This is a genomic window from Hydrogenophaga sp. (genome assembly GCF_022844385.1).
Taxonomy (GTDB): domain Bacteria; phylum Pseudomonadota; class Gammaproteobacteria; order Burkholderiales; family Burkholderiaceae_C; genus Hydrogenophaga.
In genome coordinates, this window is the sequence record NZ_JALHLX010000017.1 from 1 (window position 1) to 14179 (window position 14179).

23 protein-coding genes and 1 tRNA gene are annotated in these 14179 nt (G+C 62.4%); 21 read left to right on the forward strand and 3 right to left on the reverse strand.

What is annotated here, in order from left to right:
- The 18 genes from rplF to Q0C59_RS05595 form a co-directional block, all read left to right on the forward strand.
- On the forward strand, positions 1–501 hold a 501-nt coding region (gene rplF, locus Q0C59_RS05510; protein ID WP_291212815.1), incomplete at its 5' end, for a 50S ribosomal protein L6.
- Between the two features lie 11 nt (positions 502–512).
- Positions 513–878, forward strand: coding sequence for a 50S ribosomal protein L18 (rplR, locus tag Q0C59_RS05515; protein ID WP_291212818.1), 366 nt, complete (start codon positions 513–515; stop codon positions 876–878).
- Positions 879–896: 18 nt separating this feature from the next.
- Positions 897–1415: a 30S ribosomal protein S5 gene (rpsE, locus tag Q0C59_RS05520; protein ID WP_056268984.1), complete on the forward strand. Its 519-nt coding sequence runs from the start codon at positions 897–899 to the stop codon at positions 1413–1415.
- Positions 1416–1426: 11 nt separating this feature from the next.
- A complete protein-coding gene (gene rpmD / locus Q0C59_RS05525) occupies positions 1427–1609 on the forward strand; it encodes a 50S ribosomal protein L30 (RefSeq protein ID WP_056268982.1) in 183 nt (60 codons plus the stop codon).
- Positions 1610–1623: 14 nt separating this feature from the next.
- Entirely contained in the window at positions 1624–2055 is a 432-nt protein-coding gene (gene rplO, locus Q0C59_RS05530; protein ID WP_069045176.1) for a 50S ribosomal protein L15, read from the forward strand.
- 23 nt (positions 2056–2078) lie between these two features.
- Positions 2079–3398 carry a preprotein translocase subunit SecY gene (secY, locus tag Q0C59_RS05535; protein WP_291212823.1) on the forward strand — a complete coding sequence of 440 codons (1320 nt, stop codon included), beginning with the start codon at positions 2079–2081 and terminating at the stop codon, positions 3396–3398.
- Positions 3399–3407: 9 nt separating this feature from the next.
- Positions 3408–3626 carry a translation initiation factor IF-1 gene (gene infA, locus Q0C59_RS05540; RefSeq protein ID WP_029461331.1) on the forward strand — a complete coding sequence of 73 codons (219 nt, stop codon included), beginning with the start codon at positions 3408–3410 and terminating at the stop codon, positions 3624–3626.
- A 44-nt stretch (positions 3627–3670) separates the two neighbouring features.
- Entirely contained in the window at positions 3671–3784 is a 114-nt protein-coding gene (gene rpmJ / locus Q0C59_RS05545) for a 50S ribosomal protein L36 (RefSeq protein WP_009514917.1), read from the forward strand.
- A 20-nt stretch (positions 3785–3804) separates the two neighbouring features.
- Positions 3805–4170, forward strand: a complete 366-nt coding sequence (gene rpsM, locus Q0C59_RS05550) for a 30S ribosomal protein S13 (RefSeq protein ID WP_056268975.1) — start codon at positions 3805–3807, stop codon at positions 4168–4170.
- Between the two features lie 18 nt (positions 4171–4188).
- Positions 4189–4593 (forward strand): 30S ribosomal protein S11, encoded by a 405-nt coding sequence (gene rpsK, locus Q0C59_RS05555; RefSeq protein ID WP_056268973.1) that lies wholly within the window; start codon positions 4189–4191, stop codon positions 4591–4593.
- Positions 4594–4756: 163 nt separating this feature from the next.
- On the forward strand, positions 4757–5380 hold the full coding sequence (rpsD, locus tag Q0C59_RS05560; RefSeq protein WP_056269099.1) for a 30S ribosomal protein S4: 624 nt from the start codon (positions 4757–4759) through the stop codon (positions 5378–5380).
- A 94-nt stretch (positions 5381–5474) separates the two neighbouring features.
- A complete protein-coding gene (locus tag Q0C59_RS05565; RefSeq protein WP_069045178.1) occupies positions 5475–6458 on the forward strand; it encodes a DNA-directed RNA polymerase subunit alpha in 984 nt (327 codons plus the stop codon).
- 86 nt (positions 6459–6544) lie between these two features.
- The gene (gene rplQ, locus Q0C59_RS05570) at positions 6545–6940 is read left to right on the forward strand and encodes a 50S ribosomal protein L17 (RefSeq protein ID WP_069045179.1); all 396 of its coding nucleotides are present in this window, start codon (positions 6545–6547) and stop codon (positions 6938–6940) included.
- A 17-nt stretch (positions 6941–6957) separates the two neighbouring features.
- Positions 6958–7034, forward strand: a tRNA-Met gene (locus tag Q0C59_RS05575).
- A 177-nt stretch (positions 7035–7211) separates the two neighbouring features.
- A complete protein-coding gene (locus Q0C59_RS05580) occupies positions 7212–8294 on the forward strand; it encodes a TRAP transporter substrate-binding protein (RefSeq protein WP_291212830.1) in 1083 nt (360 codons plus the stop codon).
- Positions 8295–8369: 75 nt separating this feature from the next.
- Positions 8370–8756: a hypothetical protein gene (locus Q0C59_RS05585; RefSeq protein ID WP_291212833.1), complete on the forward strand. Its 387-nt coding sequence runs from the start codon at positions 8370–8372 to the stop codon at positions 8754–8756.
- A 41-nt stretch (positions 8757–8797) separates the two neighbouring features.
- A complete protein-coding gene (locus Q0C59_RS05590) occupies positions 8798–9511 on the forward strand; it encodes a YebC/PmpR family DNA-binding transcriptional regulator (RefSeq protein WP_291212836.1) in 714 nt (237 codons plus the stop codon).
- A gap of 3 nt (positions 9512–9514) precedes the next feature.
- The gene (locus Q0C59_RS05595) at positions 9515–9991 is read left to right on the forward strand and encodes a BLUF domain-containing protein (protein WP_291212839.1); all 477 of its coding nucleotides are present in this window, start codon (positions 9515–9517) and stop codon (positions 9989–9991) included.
- Between the two features lie 6 nt (positions 9992–9997).
- On the opposite strand, the gene Q0C59_RS05600 is transcribed toward Q0C59_RS05595, so the two are convergent.
- A complete protein-coding gene (locus Q0C59_RS05600; RefSeq protein ID WP_407066547.1) occupies positions 9998–10642 on the reverse strand; it encodes a hypothetical protein in 645 nt (214 codons plus the stop codon).
- A gap of 175 nt (positions 10643–10817) precedes the next feature.
- On the opposite strand from Q0C59_RS05600, the gene Q0C59_RS05605 reads away from it, so the two are divergent.
- Both Q0C59_RS05605 and Q0C59_RS05610 read left to right on the forward strand, forming a co-directional pair.
- Positions 10818–11042: a hypothetical protein gene (locus Q0C59_RS05605; protein WP_291212842.1), complete on the forward strand. Its 225-nt coding sequence runs from the start codon at positions 10818–10820 to the stop codon at positions 11040–11042.
- Between the two features lie 100 nt (positions 11043–11142).
- Complete coding sequence (locus Q0C59_RS05610; RefSeq protein ID WP_291212845.1) at positions 11143–11496, forward strand: DUF2845 domain-containing protein; 354 nt, start codon at positions 11143–11145, stop codon at positions 11494–11496.
- Between the two features lie 6 nt (positions 11497–11502).
- On the opposite strand, the gene Q0C59_RS05615 is transcribed toward Q0C59_RS05610, so the two are convergent.
- Positions 11503–12153: a DUF6988 family protein gene (locus tag Q0C59_RS05615; RefSeq protein ID WP_291212848.1), complete on the reverse strand. Its 651-nt coding sequence runs from the start codon at positions 12151–12153 to the stop codon at positions 11503–11505.
- Between the two features lie 143 nt (positions 12154–12296).
- On the opposite strand from Q0C59_RS05615, the gene Q0C59_RS05620 reads away from it, so the two are divergent.
- Positions 12297–13580 carry an amidase gene (locus tag Q0C59_RS05620; RefSeq protein WP_291212850.1) on the forward strand — a complete coding sequence of 428 codons (1284 nt, stop codon included), beginning with the start codon at positions 12297–12299 and terminating at the stop codon, positions 13578–13580.
- A gap of 3 nt (positions 13581–13583) precedes the next feature.
- Here Q0C59_RS05620 and Q0C59_RS05625 read toward each other — a convergent pair whose 3' ends face one another.
- Positions 13584–14090 carry a cupin domain-containing protein gene (locus tag Q0C59_RS05625; protein ID WP_291212853.1) on the reverse strand — a complete coding sequence of 169 codons (507 nt, stop codon included), beginning with the start codon at positions 14088–14090 and terminating at the stop codon, positions 13584–13586.
- Positions 14091–14179: the final 89 nt, after the last annotated feature.

Below are 14179 nucleotides of genomic sequence, written 5' to 3' on the forward strand. Positions count from 1 at the left end.
CCTGCCGGGGTCGAGATCGCCGTCAAAGACGACCTGATCAACGTCAAGGGCACCCTGGGTGCTCTGGCGCTGGCGCAAAACGCGCTGGTCAAGGTTGAAAGCAACAACGGCGCGCTGACCTTCGTTCCCGTGAACGAATCTCGCGAAGCCAACGCCATGTCGGGCACCATGCGTCAGCTGGTGAACAACATGGTCAACGGCGTCAGCAAGGGCTTCGAGAAGAAGCTTACCCTGCTGGGCGTGGGCTACAAGGCCCAGGCACAAGGCACCAAGCTGAACCTCACGGTGGGTTACTCCCACCCGGTGGTGATGGACATGCCTGCCGGTATCAAGGTGGAAACGCCGACGCCGACCGAAATCCTGATCAAGGGTTCGGACCGTCAGCGTGTTGGTCAGATTGCTTCCGAAGTGCGGGCCGTGCGCCCCCCCGAGCCTTACAAGGGCAAGGGCATCCGTTATGCGGATGAAAAGGTCGTGATCAAGGAAACCAAGAAGAAATAAGGATCAGGATCATGTTGACCAAAAAAGAGCAACGACTGCGCCGCGCCCGTCAAACGCGCATCCGCATTGCGCAGCAGGGTGCTGTTCGTTTGTGCGTGACCCGCACCAACCTGCACATCTATGCGAGCGTCATCTCCGACGACGGAGCCAAGGTGCTGGCCTCGGCCTCCACGGCCGAAGCCGAAGTGCGTGCCCAGATCGGTGGCGCTGGCAAAGGTGGCAATGCCGCTGCTGCAGCCCTCATCGGCAAGCGCATCGCCGAGAAGGCCAAGGCCGCCGGCATTGAAAAGGTGGCTTTTGACCGCTCAGGTTTCGCCTACCACGGTCGGGTGAAAGCCCTGGCAGACGCCGCCCGCGAAGCCGGCCTGCAGTTCTGATCAAACGGAAACCACAAAATGGCTAAATTTACGGCAAACATCAAGAACGAAGCGAACGAAGACGGTTTGCGCGAGAAGATGATCGCGATCAACCGCGTGACCAAGGTGGTCAAAGGCGGTCGCATCCTCGGTTTCGCAGCACTGACCGTCGTCGGCGACGGCGATGGCCGCGTGGGCATGGGCAAGGGCAAGGCGCGTGAAGTGCCGGTGGCCGTGCAGAAGGCCATGGAAGCCGCTCGCCGCAACATGATCAAGGTGTCGCTCAAGAACGGTTCCCTGCACCACAGCGTGCACGGTGAACACGGCGCTTCCAACGTCATGATGCTGCCAGCCTCCAAAGGTACCGGCATCATTGCTGGCGGCCCGATGCGCGCTGTGTTCGAAGTGCTCGGCATCACCGACGTCGTGGCCAAGAGCCATGGCTCGAGCAATCCCTACAACCTGGTGCGTGCCACGCTGGACGCCCTGAAGAATTCAACCACCCCGTCCGATGTGGCTGCCAAGCGTGGCAAGTCCGTTGAAGACATCCTGGGTTGATTGGAGCGATCATGACCACTCAAAACACTGTCAAGGTTCAGTTGGTGCGCAGCCCCATCGGAACCAAGCAATCCCACCGCGACACCGTGCGCGGTCTGGGCCTGCGCAAACTCAACAGCACCAGCGAGCTGCAGGACACGCCTGCCGTGCGCGGCATGATCAACAAGATCAGCTATCTGGTCAAAGTTCTCTGATCGGGGTCACGGACATGCAACTCAACACCATCAAGCCATCTGAAGGCTCCAAGCACGCCAAGCGTCGCGTGGGGCGCGGCATCGGCTCTGGCCTGGGCAAGACCGCAGGTCGTGGCCACAAAGGTCAAAAATCCCGTTCGGGCGGCTACCACAAGGTGGGCTTTGAAGGCGGTCAAATGCCTTTGCAGCGTCGCTTGCCCAAGCGCGGCTTCAAGTCGACCCAGCTGCAGTTCAACGCCGAAGTCACGCTGACCGACATCAGCGCGCTCAACGTGGCCGATGTGGACATGCTCGTGCTGAAGCAGGCAGGCCTCGTGCCGCACCTGGCCAAGCGCGTCAAGGTCATCAAGACGGGCGAACTCACGCGTGCCGTGTCCTTCAAGGACGTGACGGTCACCGCGGGTGCCAAAGCCGTGATCGAAGCCGCTGGCGGCTCGATCGCCTGACCGGAACCCGACGGAACCGACCTGTGGCAACTGGATCCACGTCCCTGGCAAAAACCGGCAAATACGGCGACTTGCGTCGCCGGCTGGTTTTCTTGCTGCTCGCTCTGGTGGTGTACCGCATTGGTGCGCACATCCCCGTGCCGGGCATTGACCCCGCGCAACTTGAGCAGCTGTTCAAGGGGCAGGCGGGCGGCATTCTGAGCCTGTTCAACATGTTCTCGGGCGGATCGCTGTCGCGATTCGCAGTGTTTGCACTGGGGATCATGCCGTACATCTCGGCGTCGATCATCATGCAGCTCATGACCTACGTGGTGCCGACGTTTGAGCAGCTGAAGAAAGAAGGCGAAGCCGGACGTCGCAAGATCACGCAATACACGCGCTACGGCACGCTCGGACTCGCCATCTTCCAGTCGATGGGCATTGCGCTTGCACTGGAAGGCCAGACCGGACTGGTGATCGATCCTGGCATGGGTTTCCGTCTGACCGCTGTGGTCAGTCTGGTGGCCGGAACCATGTTCCTGATGTGGCTGGGTGAGCAGATCACCGAGCGCGGCTTGGGGAACGGAATCTCGATCCTGATCTTCGCGGGCATTGCCGCAGGTCTGCCGAGTGCGGTAGGTGGTTTGCTGGAGCTGGTTCGCACCGGTGCCATGAACATCCTGATTGCGATCTTCATCATATTGCTGGTGGTTCTCGTCACCTATTTCGTGGTGTTCGTCGAACGCGGACAGCGCAAGATCCTGGTGAACTATGCGCGTCGCCAGGTGGGCAACAAGGTGTACGGTGGCCAGTCGTCGCACCTGCCTTTGAAGCTGAACATGGCGGGTGTGATTCCTCCGATCTTTGCTTCGTCCATCATCTTGCTGCCAACCACGGTGGTGAGCTGGGTGAGTACGGGTGACTCCACGCGCTGGTTGCGCGACATCGCTTCTGCGCTGTCGCCAGGTCAGCCGATCTATGTTGCCTTGTATGCGGCAGCCATCATCTTCTTCTGCTTCTTTTACACAGCGTTGGTGTTCAACAGCCGCGAGACGGCAGACAACCTGAAGAAAAGCGGCGCATTCATTCCCGGCATTCGCCCAGGCGACCAGACTGCGCGCTACATCGACAAGATCTTGCTTCGTTTGACATTGGCAGGTGCCATCTACATCACCGCCGTGTGTCTGCTTCCCGAATTCCTGATCTTGAAATACAACGTGCCGTTCTACTTCGGTGGTACCTCTTTGTTGATCATTGTTGTGGTGACCATGGATTTCATGGCCCAGGTTCAGAATTACATGATGTCGCAGCAGTACGACTCGCTGCTGAAAAAGGCCAATTTCAAGACCTCACCCGGGAGTTGAGTGGTTTGTATGTCCAAGGACGACGTGATCGAGATGCAGGGAGAGGTGGTTGAAAACCTCCCCAATGCGACCTTCAGGGTCAAGCTCGAAAACGGTCATGTGGTGCTGGGACACATCAGCGGCAAGATGCGGATGCACTACATCCGGATCCTGCCTGGCGACAAAGTCAAAGTAGAGCTCACGCCCTACGACCTCACCCGGGCGCGGATCGTGTTCCGCTCGAAGTGAGTGGTTGGTTGTTGAATATTTTTTGGAATATCTAGGAGAAGACTATGAGAGTTTCGGCTTCGGTCAAAAAAATGTGCCGCAACTGCAAGATCATCAAGCGGCACGGTGTTGTGCGAGTCATTTGCACCGATCCGCGTCATAAGCAGCGTCAAGGCTGATTGAAGTTTAGAGGACCATCATGGCTCGTATTGCAGGCATCAACATTCCGCCGCACAAGCACGCTGAAATCGGCTTGACGGCAATTTTCGGTATCGGTCGCACCCGCGCTCGCAAGATCTGCGAGGCGTGCGGCATCGACTACACGAAGAAGATCAAGGACCTGAGCGACGCGGAGCTTGAAAAAGTGCGCGATCAGGTCGGCACGTTCACGATCGAAGGCGACCTCCGCCGCGAGACCACCATGAACATCAAGCGATTGATGGACATCGGTTGCTACCGCGGTTTCCGCCACCGCCGTGGCCTGCCGCTGCGCGGTCAGCGCACCAAGACCAATGCGCGCACGCGCAAAGGTCCACGCAAAGCGGCCCAGTCGCTGAAGAAGTAATCGGTTCGAAGGATTCCCATGGCCAAGTCACCCTCCACCAGCGCATCCGCACGCGTCCGCAAGAAAGTCCGCAAGAACATTGCCGACGGCATCGCGCATGTGCACGCTTCGTTCAACAACACCATCATCACGATCACCGACCGTCAAGGCAATGCCTTGTCGTGGGCATCGTCTGGTGGCCAGGGCTTCAAAGGCTCACGCAAGTCCACGCCTTTCGCTGCCCAGGTGGCCTCGGAAGTGGCTGGACGTGCTGCCATTGAGCAAGGCATCAAGAACCTGGACGTCGAGATCAAAGGTCCGGGTCCTGGTCGCGAATCGTCGGTGCGCGCTTTGGGCGCTCTCGGCATCCGCATCAATTCCATCTCTGACGTGACTCCCGTTCCCCACAACGGCTGCCGTCCGCAGAAACGCCGCCGCATTTGAGGCGGTACCGCTCTCGCGGTACAATGGAAAGCTTTTTTTCGAGCGCCACCGCAGTCGCCTGCGGTGGCATTTTTTGCTAAGCCCACCGCCACTTCGTTTAAGGAGTGGCTCCCGCAATGACATCGTCTGATGTCGGTTGCGGCAGAAACACAAGGACATCAACGTGGCACGTTACCTAGGCCCCAAGGCCAAACTCTCCCGCCGTGAAGGCTCCGACCTGTTGCTCAAGAGCGCCCGCCGCTCGATCAGCGACAAGGCCAAGTTCGACTCCAAGCCCGGCCAGCATGGCCGCACCTCGGGTCAGCGTACCTCCGACTTCGGCGTGCAGCTGCGCGAGAAGCAGAAAGTCAAGCGCACTTACGGAGTGCTGGAGCGTCAGTTCCGCCGCTACTTCGCAGAAGCCGATCGCCGTCGTGGCAACACCGGTGCGAACCTGCTGTTCCTGCTCGAAGCCCGTCTGGACAACGTCGTGTTCCGCATGGGTTTTGCTTCCACCCGCGCCGAAGCGCGTCAGATCGTGTCGCACAAGGCGATCCTGGTGAATGGCAAATCGGTCAACATTCCTTCGTACTCGGTCAAGGCTGGCGACGTCATTGCGGTTCGCGAGAAGTCGAAGAAGCAGGGCCGCGTGCTGGAAGCCATGGAGCTGGCCAAACAGATCGGTTTCCCGGCCTGGGTGGACGTGTCGGTGGAAAAGGTCGAAGGCGTGTTCAAGAAGTCGCCTGACCGCGACGAGTTCGCCTCCGACGTCAACGAATCGTTGATCGTCGAACTTTATTCCCGTTAATTTCGTTCCCGGCAGGCACCTTTGCGGGTGCGGCCGGGCCATGCTCCATCTGCCTTATCGGTGTAACGAGCCGAGGGTACTGAAGGAAGTTTGAATGCTGAACAATCTGCTGAAGCCCAAAACCATCAACGTCGAGCAAGTCTCGGCCAACAAAGCCAAAGTCACGCTCGAGCCTTTCGAACGCGGCTATGGTCACACGCTGGGCAATGCCCTGCGCCGGGTTTTGTTGTCTTCCATGACCGGCCACGCGCCGACCGAAGTCACCATCGCCGGTGTTGTGCACGAGTATTCGTCCATCGACGGCGTCCAGGAAGACGTGGTCAACATGCTCCTGAACCTCAAGGGTGTGGTGTTCAAGCTCCACAACCGCGATGAAGTCACGCTGAGCCTGCGCAAAGATGGCGAAGGTCTCGTGACCGCCGCCGACATCCAGACCCCGCACGACGTCGAGATCGTGAATCCCGGTCACGTGATTGCCACGCTGTCCGCTGGTGCCAAGCTCGACATGCAGATCAAGGTCGAAAAGGGCCGTGGTTACGTGCCGGGCAGCCTGCGCCGCAACGACGACCAGGCACGCTCCATCGGCCGCATCGTGCTGGACGCCTCGTTCTCGCCCGTCAAGCGCGTGAGCTACACGGTTGAGAGCGCCCGCGTCGAGCAGCGCACCGATCTGGACAAGCTCGTGCTGGAGATCGAAACCAACGGTTCCATCGGCCCGGAAGAAGCGGTTCGCGCATCGGCCAAGATTCTGGTTGAGCAACTGGCTGTTTTCGCACAGTTGGAAGGCGCCGAACTGAATTTCGAAGCCCCTGCCCAGCGCAGCTCGCAGCAGTTCGACCCGATCCTGTTGCGTCCCGTCGATGAGCTCGAGCTCACCGTGCGTTCGGCCAACTGTCTCAAGGCCGAGAACATCTATTACATCGGTGACTTGATCCAGCGCACCGAAAACGAGCTGCTGAAGACCCCCAACCTGGGTCGCAAGTCGCTCAACGAAATCAAGGAAGTGCTCGCTTCGCGCGGCCTGACCTTGGGCATGAAGCTTGAGAACTGGCCACCGGCCGGTTTGGACAAGCACTGAAATTCCGCAAGCCGGCACGAAGCCGGCCACGGACGAACTCGCAGTACCTGACACGGCTGCGGGCAAAACAACTGAAAGGATGAAAAATGCGTCACGGACACGGACTTAGAAAACTCAACCGCACCAGCGAGCACCGCCTCGCCATGCTTCGCAACATGATGAATTCGCTGCTCACGCACGAAGTCATCAAGACCACGGTGCCCAAGGCGAAAGAACTGCGCCGCGTGGTGGAACCCATGATCACGCTGGCCAAGGTCGCGACCGTGGCCAACCGCCGCCTGGCATTTGACCGCCTGCGCGACCGCGATGTGGTCGTGAAGCTGTTCAACGAACTGGGCCCGCGCTTTGCTGCACGTCCTGGTGGCTACACCCGCATCCTGAAGATGGGTTACCGCGTGGGCGACAACGCTCCGATGGCGCTCGTCGAGTTGGTTGATCGTGCAGAAGATGCTGCGCCAGCCGCAGACGCCGACAAAGCGTGATAGAATCATAGGCTTGACGCGCGGTGGAGCAGCCTGGTAGCTCGTTGGGCTCATAACCCAAAGGTCGCAAGTTCAAATCTTGCCCGCGCAACCAACCAGACAAGCACTTGCTTGGCAACCAAGCCCTCGGACACGAGGGCTTTTTTGTTTGTGCCGACGTTTGTGGTGGGGTCTGCCGCCACAGAAATGTGTTTTGCCTTGGGGCGTCTGTCTCTTGCAAGCCATTGCACGGTTCGCTGTTTCCTTCACCCATCTCAGGAGTATTGTTCCAATGGATCGTCGTTCCCTGATCAAGAACGCTGGCATCGCCGGCGTGCTGACCACTGGTATCGCCCCCGCTGTCCACGCACAGGCGGCTGTCCGCTGGCGCCTGGCGTCCAGCTTCCCGAAATCACTGCCCACCATCTTTGGTTCGGCCGAGAAATTCTCCGAGACCGTCAAGGCACTCTCAGGTGGCAAGTTCGAGGTGTCGCTGCACGCCGCAGGCGACATCGTGCCGGCCTTTGGTGTGGTGGATGCCATCCAGGACAACACGATTGAAATGGCGCAAACTGCGCCGTACTACTTCACCGGCAAGGACGCCATCTTTGCATTTGGCTGTGCAGTGCCTTTCGGCCTGACCGCGCGCCACATGGACGCCTGGATGGAGCACGGCAATGGCCGCAAGCTGATGGACGAGTTCTACGGCAAGTTCAACATCGTCTCCATGAGTTCCGGCAACACGGGCACCCAGATGGGTGGCTGGTACCGCAAGGAAATCAAGACCGTCGCCGACCTCAAGGGCCTGAAGATGCGCATGGGCGGCGGCCTGTTCGGTGAGGCCATGGCCAAGCTGGGCGTGGTGGCGCAAAACATGCCCGCCGGTGAGGTGTACCAGGCGCTGGAAAAAGGCACGTTGGACGCCACCGAGTTCGTGGGCCCGTTCGACGACGAGCGTCTGGGCTTCAACAAGGTCGCGCCGTTCTATTACTACCCTGGCTGGTGGGAAGGCGGCGCCGAGCTGGAGTTCTTCATCAACAAGAAGGCCTTTGATGCCTTGTCGCCCGAGAACAAGGCCATTGTCCGGGCTGCAGGTGCCGTGGCCGCGCGCGACATGACCGCCAAGTACGATGCCCAGAACCCTGCAGCGCTCAAGCGCCTGGTGGCCGGTGGCACCAAGCTGATGCCGTTTTCCAAGGCTGTGATGGACGCCGGCTTCAAGGCGTCGATGGAAGTATTCGCTGCGCACGAAGCGAAGTCGCCCGAGTTCAAGAAGATCCACCAGGACATGCGCGCCTTCCAGCGCGACCAGATCCTGTGGAGCCGCTTCTCCGAGTGGCGCTACGACAGCTACATCACCACCGCGAAGATCTGACCGCCGGACGCCGCTGCCGGCCCGGCGGCGCTTCCTCGTCATCCGCTGGCAAAGGGCTGGCCTGAAAATCAGGCCATGCCCGCGCCAACCCCTCCTTGCAACGCCCAGCCCCTGGACCTTCGGTCGCACAGCTGGGCGTTGCTGTTTCTGGTGAGCGTGTTGCTGTCACTGCCTGCACGCAGCCAGGCGCTGGACTTCACCAGGGACTGCATGCGGGTAGCGGTGGAGGGCTTGATCCTGAACACCTCGCCCGCCTGTGTCGGTGCGTTTCGCAGCGATCCGGCGGCGCGCACGCAGTTCGTTCAAGTCATTGAGATCACCCTCGCCCTGGCCGAATCGGCCCAGCGCGACCCTCGCGCCAGCTCGACCCCCGCCCAATCGCTGCGCAGGCTGTTCGACAAGGCCTCGCTGGAGTCCGGTCGTGTGGTCGGTGTGGGAGGGATTTACTACGGCGCCCAATAGCCGGCGCGTAAACTCGCGCGTCAACTCAAAGGAAGATTGCCATGGGCGCGCAGTGGAAAGCAAAACACAAGGATCTGGCGGCCAACGCCAAAGGCAGGCTGTTCGGCAAGCTGGCCAAAGACATCATGATCGCCGCGCGTCACGGTGCCGACCCGGCGGCGAATTCGCGGCTGCGGCTGGTGGTCGAGCAGGCGCGCAAGGTGTCCATGCCCAAAGAGACGCTGGACCGCGCCATCAAGAAGGGCGCCGGGCTCACCGGGGAAACCGTTCACTTCGAGCACGTGATCTACGAAGGTTTCGCCCCGCACCGGGTGCCGGTGATGGTGGAGTGCCTGACCGACAACGTGAACCGCGCGGCTTCCGACATGCGCGTGCTGTTCCGCAAGGGGCAGTTGGGCACCTCGGGCTCGGTCTCGTGGGACTTTGATCACCTCGGCATCATCGAAGCCGAAGCCGCCAGGAAAGATGCCGATCCGGAACTGGCCGCCATCGAGGCCGGCGCGCAGGATTTCCATCCTGCAGACGAGGATGGTCTGGTGGTCTTTCTCACGGACCCCACCGATCTCGACCTCGTGAGCCGTGCGCTGCCGGCACAAGGGTTCACCGTGGTCTCGGCAAAGCTGGGCTACAAGCCCAGGAACCCGATCGATCCGGGCAGCTTGAGTCCCGAACACCTGGAAGAGGTGGAGGCGTTTCTCGCGGCGTTGGATGCCAACGAAGACGTTCAGAACGTGTTTGCCGGTCTGGGGGGCTGAACCATGAACACCCAACACACCGAACGGGCCGACGAACCCTTGCAGGGCCACAATCCTCCGCTGCTTTACAACCTCGTGTACTGCAGCCGCGCCACCGAGGGCGTGGACGCCGCCGCCGTGGATCAGATCATCGAGACTTCGCGGCGCTGCAACCCGGCGCGCAGCATCACCGGCCTCCTGGTGTTGGGCAGCGGCATCTTCTTTCAATGGCTCGAAGGCCCGCGCGACAGCGTGCTTGCACTTCTCGCGCTGCTCAAGCAAGACCCCCGGCACCACACCGTGGTGGTGTTGACCTCGGGTGAAGAAGTGCGTGAAAGGCTGTTCCCCGACTGGGACATGGAACTGGTCACGGCCGACGCGGTGCGCGACGTGTTGGTGGACGCCCTGGACAGCGCCCAGGATCCGAAGAACGCAGACGCGTTGCGCGCGTTGTTGCAGCAACTCGATGCGGGCTTGCTCAATGGTCCCGCCCCGGACTGAGACGGCTCAGCCCTGCACCAGCGCGAGGTAGTCGCGCCGCGTGGCCGGGGCCACCGAGGCCACCAGTTGTTCGTAGGGCGTCTGGTGGCGCACCAGCGTGCGTGCCGAAGCGGTCGCCTTGGAGCGGCAGAACCAGTGACAGGTGTGCTGCATCAGCAGCAATTCGGCCGACATCGTGAACGCCTTGTCCCGGGGTGAGCGTTGCATCTCGTTGCTCGCCGCTTGGGCCAGTCCGCGCGCGTGAATGCGGAAGGCCTCGCGGACGTCAAACGTGGCTTTGGGCAGCAGGCGGGTGGCAAAGGGCAACGCCATGCCGACAGTGCTCACCCGTGCTGGCTCCTCATCGACCCGGGCGAACTCGGTGGCAAAGCTGCCGAATTGCAGCGCCACTGACTGCTCGGCCGCCGCCAGCATGTTCAGGATCTGCTCGCGCCGCGCCGGGTCGTCTTCGCCCAGAGCCCGCAGGTAGCCCTGCGTGAGGTTCTCCATCAGTGCCTCGATCTGGTACTTGCCCAGAAAACTGCCCAGCAGGGCCACGCGGCGCCGTTGTTCCATCGAACGCAAAAACCACACGCCCGAGAGCACCAGCATCAGCAGAATCAGGAAGTCCATCGTCAGTTCACCGACCTTTTGTAGTTCTTTGGTGGCCATTTTCCGGGCCGTTGATGTGCGGCCATCGGCGCACACAAGGAGGGGAGAGTGTAGTGACGCAATTCCGTGCCTTGGTGCGAGAATGCAAAGCCCGGGATGCACGGCAGATGCTCTGCTCCTCCCGCGCCCGCCCAGGCTGGCGCATGTCCTTGAGAACACCCGAGCCCACCCTCCCATGTTGCGTTCCTTACCGTACATAGCCCTTGCAGCTGCAGCCATCGCCGCGTGCCTGCTTGGCATCTCGTGGCTGATGTCGGTCTGGTTGGGTCGTCACCTGGGTTTTGGCGAACTGGCCGTGGCCTGCGTGTTGCTGCTGATCGTTCTGGGCGGTGTGCTGAGCGTGAGGCGCAGCCGCAGCCGCCGCAAGATCGAGGACATGCGCGATTCCGCACTCTGGTGACCCTAGGGTTGCCGTTGTCGCCCGGCGCGGCCCGCTGACACGGTGTGTGGTCGGTACACACAATCCAGACACACATCCCATGCACACTGCAGGCTCTTGAATGCGAAAGGTTCACATGGGTCTGCGGGGTCGTCTGGGGTTGTTGCTGGTGCTTGCCTGGCTGTCATTGCCCGCGCACGCCGACGCGCTGCGTTGCGGAGGGGGCACTGTGGAAGAAGGCGACTCCCGTGCGTCGCTGCTGCAGAAATGCGGCCGCCCCCAGCTCCAGGACAGCTTCTGTGCACCGGTGTTTCAAAACAAATCGCTGGTGCCCGAGCCCTTCGCCGGCAAAGCCGTGCCTTGTCTGCAGATCGACGACTGGATCTACGACCGCGGCCCTGGCAACCTGATGGCCACGGTGCGCATCCGCTCGGGCACCGTGCAGTCCATCCGCATCCAGCGCCAGCCGCGCTAGGACGTTTCAACCGGCCCGCTTCGGGTCCTGAAAGCAGGCCATGGGCAATGCGTCTTCAAAGCCCGCCAGGGCGCCGTCCATGCGCTGGATGAATCCGCCGGCCGGGCCTTGCCGGGCCAGCAGGCGGAACGCCAGGTACATGAGGCCGTTGGAGCAGCGCACCACCGTGTCGAACAGGTCCACGGGAAAGCCCACGCCGGCGTGTTGCAGCGGGTTGATGCCACCTTGTTCGAGCATGCCCAGCGCTTCGGTGAACTCGTCGTTCATGGCCAGCAGCGGCTTCACCAGCCCTGCCAGTGCGGGCTCACCCGCCAACTGCTCCTTCAGCCCATGCACCATGCGCCCGGGGTAGGGGCGGGTGAACGTCTGTTTCGGATCGAGCATGGCCTCCAGCTCGGCGTCGGTGGCCACATAGGCATACCACGCAGCGCGCACCAGCGCGTCGTATTGCACTTGCAGCATCGCACAAGCCGCGTTCTGGGCGCCGGTGGCAAACAGGATGCGCAGCGCGTAGGCGTGTTCGATGCTGAGTTCGCAGGCCAGCGCGGCGGCCTGCGCGCGGTGGCTGTCGTCCCGCTCGGGCATCTGGTCAATGTGTTCACCGAGGTGCAGGGCAAAGGCTTCGGCTTGTTCGAGGAGGATCTGTTCGTAGTTCATGCGCGCATGGTAGCGGCGCCCGCTTGCCCCGCTGCGCAGAACCCCGCTGCGGCTGTCGCTTCAGTGGCTTTCAAGCCGTCAGCAGCCCTTCAAAATGCAGCACTGACGGGTCGGCTGTTCGACTCACCTGATCAAGGCATGCCATGCAGAACCTGGACAACTTGTCGGCACGCGAGGTCGCTGCGCGCGTGGCGCGACGCGAGCTCAGCGCCGAGACCGTGGCGCGCGCCTTCGTGGACCGCGTCGAGACGCAGGAACCCGGCGTCCAGGCCTGGCAGCACTTTGACGCCGATCAAGTGATCGAGCAGGCGCAAGCGGTCGATCGTGCTGGCGCGCAGGGCGCACTGGCGGGCGTGCCGATTGCGGTGAAGGACCTGATCGACACCGTCGACATGCCCACCACCTACGGCTCGCCGATCTACGCCGGCCACCGCCCGGCGGTGGACGCGGCCGTGGTCGCCAGCGTGCGCGAGGCCGGCGGCGTGGTCATGGGCAAAACCGTCACCACCGAGTTCGCCACCTTCAAGCCCGGCGTCACGCGCAATCCGCGCGCCGCCACCGATGCACCGCGCACCCCGGGCGGCTCGTCCAGCGGCTCTGCGGCTGCTGTTGCCTGCGGCATGGTGCCGCTGGCCTTCGGCACGCAGACCGCGGCTTCCATCGTCCGGCCCGCCGCCTACTGCGGTGTGGTCGGCTACAAGCCCACGTTCGGCCTGTTGCCCATGGCGGGCATCAAGTCGCTCTCGCCCACGCTGGACACCGCCGGTGTGTTCGCACGCACGGTAGACGACGCCGCGTTCTTCGTGAACGCGCTCTCGCGCATCGAACTGCCGATGGCACCCGTCAAGGGCTGGCGTGTGGGCGTGTGCCACACACCGCATTGGGAACTGGCCGACGAAGACGCCCGCCGCGCGCTGCAGCTTGCCGCGCACCACTTCGACAAGCTGGGGACGCGCCTCGTCGAGGCGGTGGTCCCGGGCGCGTGGGCGGGTCTGGCGCAGGCCCAGATGGACATCATGGGCTTTGAGGCCTGGGCCGCGTTCGCGCCCGAGCGCAACCACCAGGCGGGCCTGTTCAGCCCGGCGTTTGCCGAGGTGCTGGCCAGTGGTGCGGCAGTGAGCGGCGCGCGGCTGGCCGAGGCTCATGCACTGGCCATCCACGCGCGCGGCGAGATCGAGAACTTGTTGAGCCAGGTGGATGTGTTGATCGCACCGAGCGCCACCGGTGAAGCGCCGCTGGGGCTGGACGCCACCGGCAACCCCATCTTCAGCCGCATGTGGAGCCTGCTGGGTGTGCCGTGTGTGCACGTGCCCACGGGTGTGGGCCGCCACGGCATGCCGGTGGGTGTGACGGTGATCGGGCCGCGCTGGCGCGATGCCAAGGCGCTCAGCGCTGCGATGGCACTCGAAGCGTCGATCAGAAGCTGACGCTCAGACCGCGCCGGTCGGGTGCGTGGGGTCCACCCACAGCACCTGCTCGGGTTTTTCCACCGGCGCGATGTCCAGGTTGACCGCCACCGCCTGGCCATCGCTGCGGCACAGCACGCACTCCAGCACCTCGGTGGCGCTGGCGTTGATCTCCTGGTGCGGCACGAAGGGCGGCACGTAGATGAAATCACCCGGGCCGGCCTCGGCCGTGAACTCCAGCTGCTCGCCCCATCGCATGCGCGCACGGCCCTTCACCACGTAGATCACGCTCTCCAGCGGGCCGTGGTGGTGGGCGCCGGTCTTGGCATCGGGGTGGATGGTGACGGTGCCGGCCCAGAGCTTCTGCGCCCCCACTCGCGCAAAATTGATCGCGGCCTTGCGGTCCATACCCGGCGTTGAAGGCACGTTGCCGTCGAGCTGGTTGCCGGGCACCACGCGCACGCCGTCGTGCTTCCAGGCGGGCGCGTGCTCGTGGGGATGGTCGTGGTTGTGGTCGTGGTCGTGCGGCATGGCGTGTCTCCTGGGCGATCAAAGGGTCAGTGTGCCACCGGCTTCCATGCCCGAAAATCATCGCATTGAATCGCCCCAGTTGGAGAAAC

Coding starts and splice junctions, on each gene's coding strand:
- infA (WP_029461331.1), top strand. CDS start 3,408: ATGTCCAAGGACGACGTGATCGAGATGCAGGGAGAGGTGGTTGAAAAC.
- Q0C59_RS05580 (WP_291212830.1), top strand. CDS start 7,212: ATGGATCGTCGTTCCCTGATCAAGAACGCTGGCATCGCCGGCGTGCTG.
- rplO (WP_069045176.1), top strand. CDS start 1,624: ATGCAACTCAACACCATCAAGCCATCTGAAGGCTCCAAGCACGCCAAG.
- Q0C59_RS05625 (WP_291212853.1), bottom strand. CDS start 14,090: ATGCCGCACGACCACGACCACAACCACGACCATCCCCACGAGCACGCG.
- Q0C59_RS05605 (WP_291212842.1), top strand. CDS start 10,818: ATGTTGCGTTCCTTACCGTACATAGCCCTTGCAGCTGCAGCCATCGCC.
- rpmD (WP_056268982.1), top strand. CDS start 1,427: ATGACCACTCAAAACACTGTCAAGGTTCAGTTGGTGCGCAGCCCCATC.
- Q0C59_RS05565 (WP_069045178.1), top strand. CDS start 5,475: ATGCTGAACAATCTGCTGAAGCCCAAAACCATCAACGTCGAGCAAGTC.
- Q0C59_RS05610 (WP_291212845.1), top strand. CDS start 11,143: ATGCGAAAGGTTCACATGGGTCTGCGGGGTCGTCTGGGGTTGTTGCTG.
- rpsK (WP_056268973.1), top strand. CDS start 4,189: ATGGCCAAGTCACCCTCCACCAGCGCATCCGCACGCGTCCGCAAGAAA.
- Q0C59_RS05600 (WP_407066547.1), bottom strand. CDS start 10,642: ATGGCCACCAAAGAACTACAAAAGGTCGGTGAACTGACGATGGACTTC.
- Q0C59_RS05615 (WP_291212848.1), bottom strand. CDS start 12,153: ATGAACTACGAACAGATCCTCCTCGAACAAGCCGAAGCCTTTGCCCTG.
- Q0C59_RS05620 (WP_291212850.1), top strand. CDS start 12,297: ATGCAGAACCTGGACAACTTGTCGGCACGCGAGGTCGCTGCGCGCGTG.
- Q0C59_RS05585 (WP_291212833.1), top strand. CDS start 8,370: ATGCCCGCGCCAACCCCTCCTTGCAACGCCCAGCCCCTGGACCTTCGG.
- rpmJ (WP_009514917.1), top strand. CDS start 3,671: ATGAGAGTTTCGGCTTCGGTCAAAAAAATGTGCCGCAACTGCAAGATC.
- rplQ (WP_069045179.1), top strand. CDS start 6,545: ATGCGTCACGGACACGGACTTAGAAAACTCAACCGCACCAGCGAGCAC.
- rpsM (WP_056268975.1), top strand. CDS start 3,805: ATGGCTCGTATTGCAGGCATCAACATTCCGCCGCACAAGCACGCTGAA.
- Q0C59_RS05590 (WP_291212836.1), top strand. CDS start 8,798: ATGGGCGCGCAGTGGAAAGCAAAACACAAGGATCTGGCGGCCAACGCC.
- rplR (WP_291212818.1), top strand. CDS start 513: ATGTTGACCAAAAAAGAGCAACGACTGCGCCGCGCCCGTCAAACGCGC.
- Q0C59_RS05595 (WP_291212839.1), top strand. CDS start 9,515: ATGAACACCCAACACACCGAACGGGCCGACGAACCCTTGCAGGGCCAC.
- rpsE (WP_056268984.1), top strand. CDS start 897: ATGGCTAAATTTACGGCAAACATCAAGAACGAAGCGAACGAAGACGGT.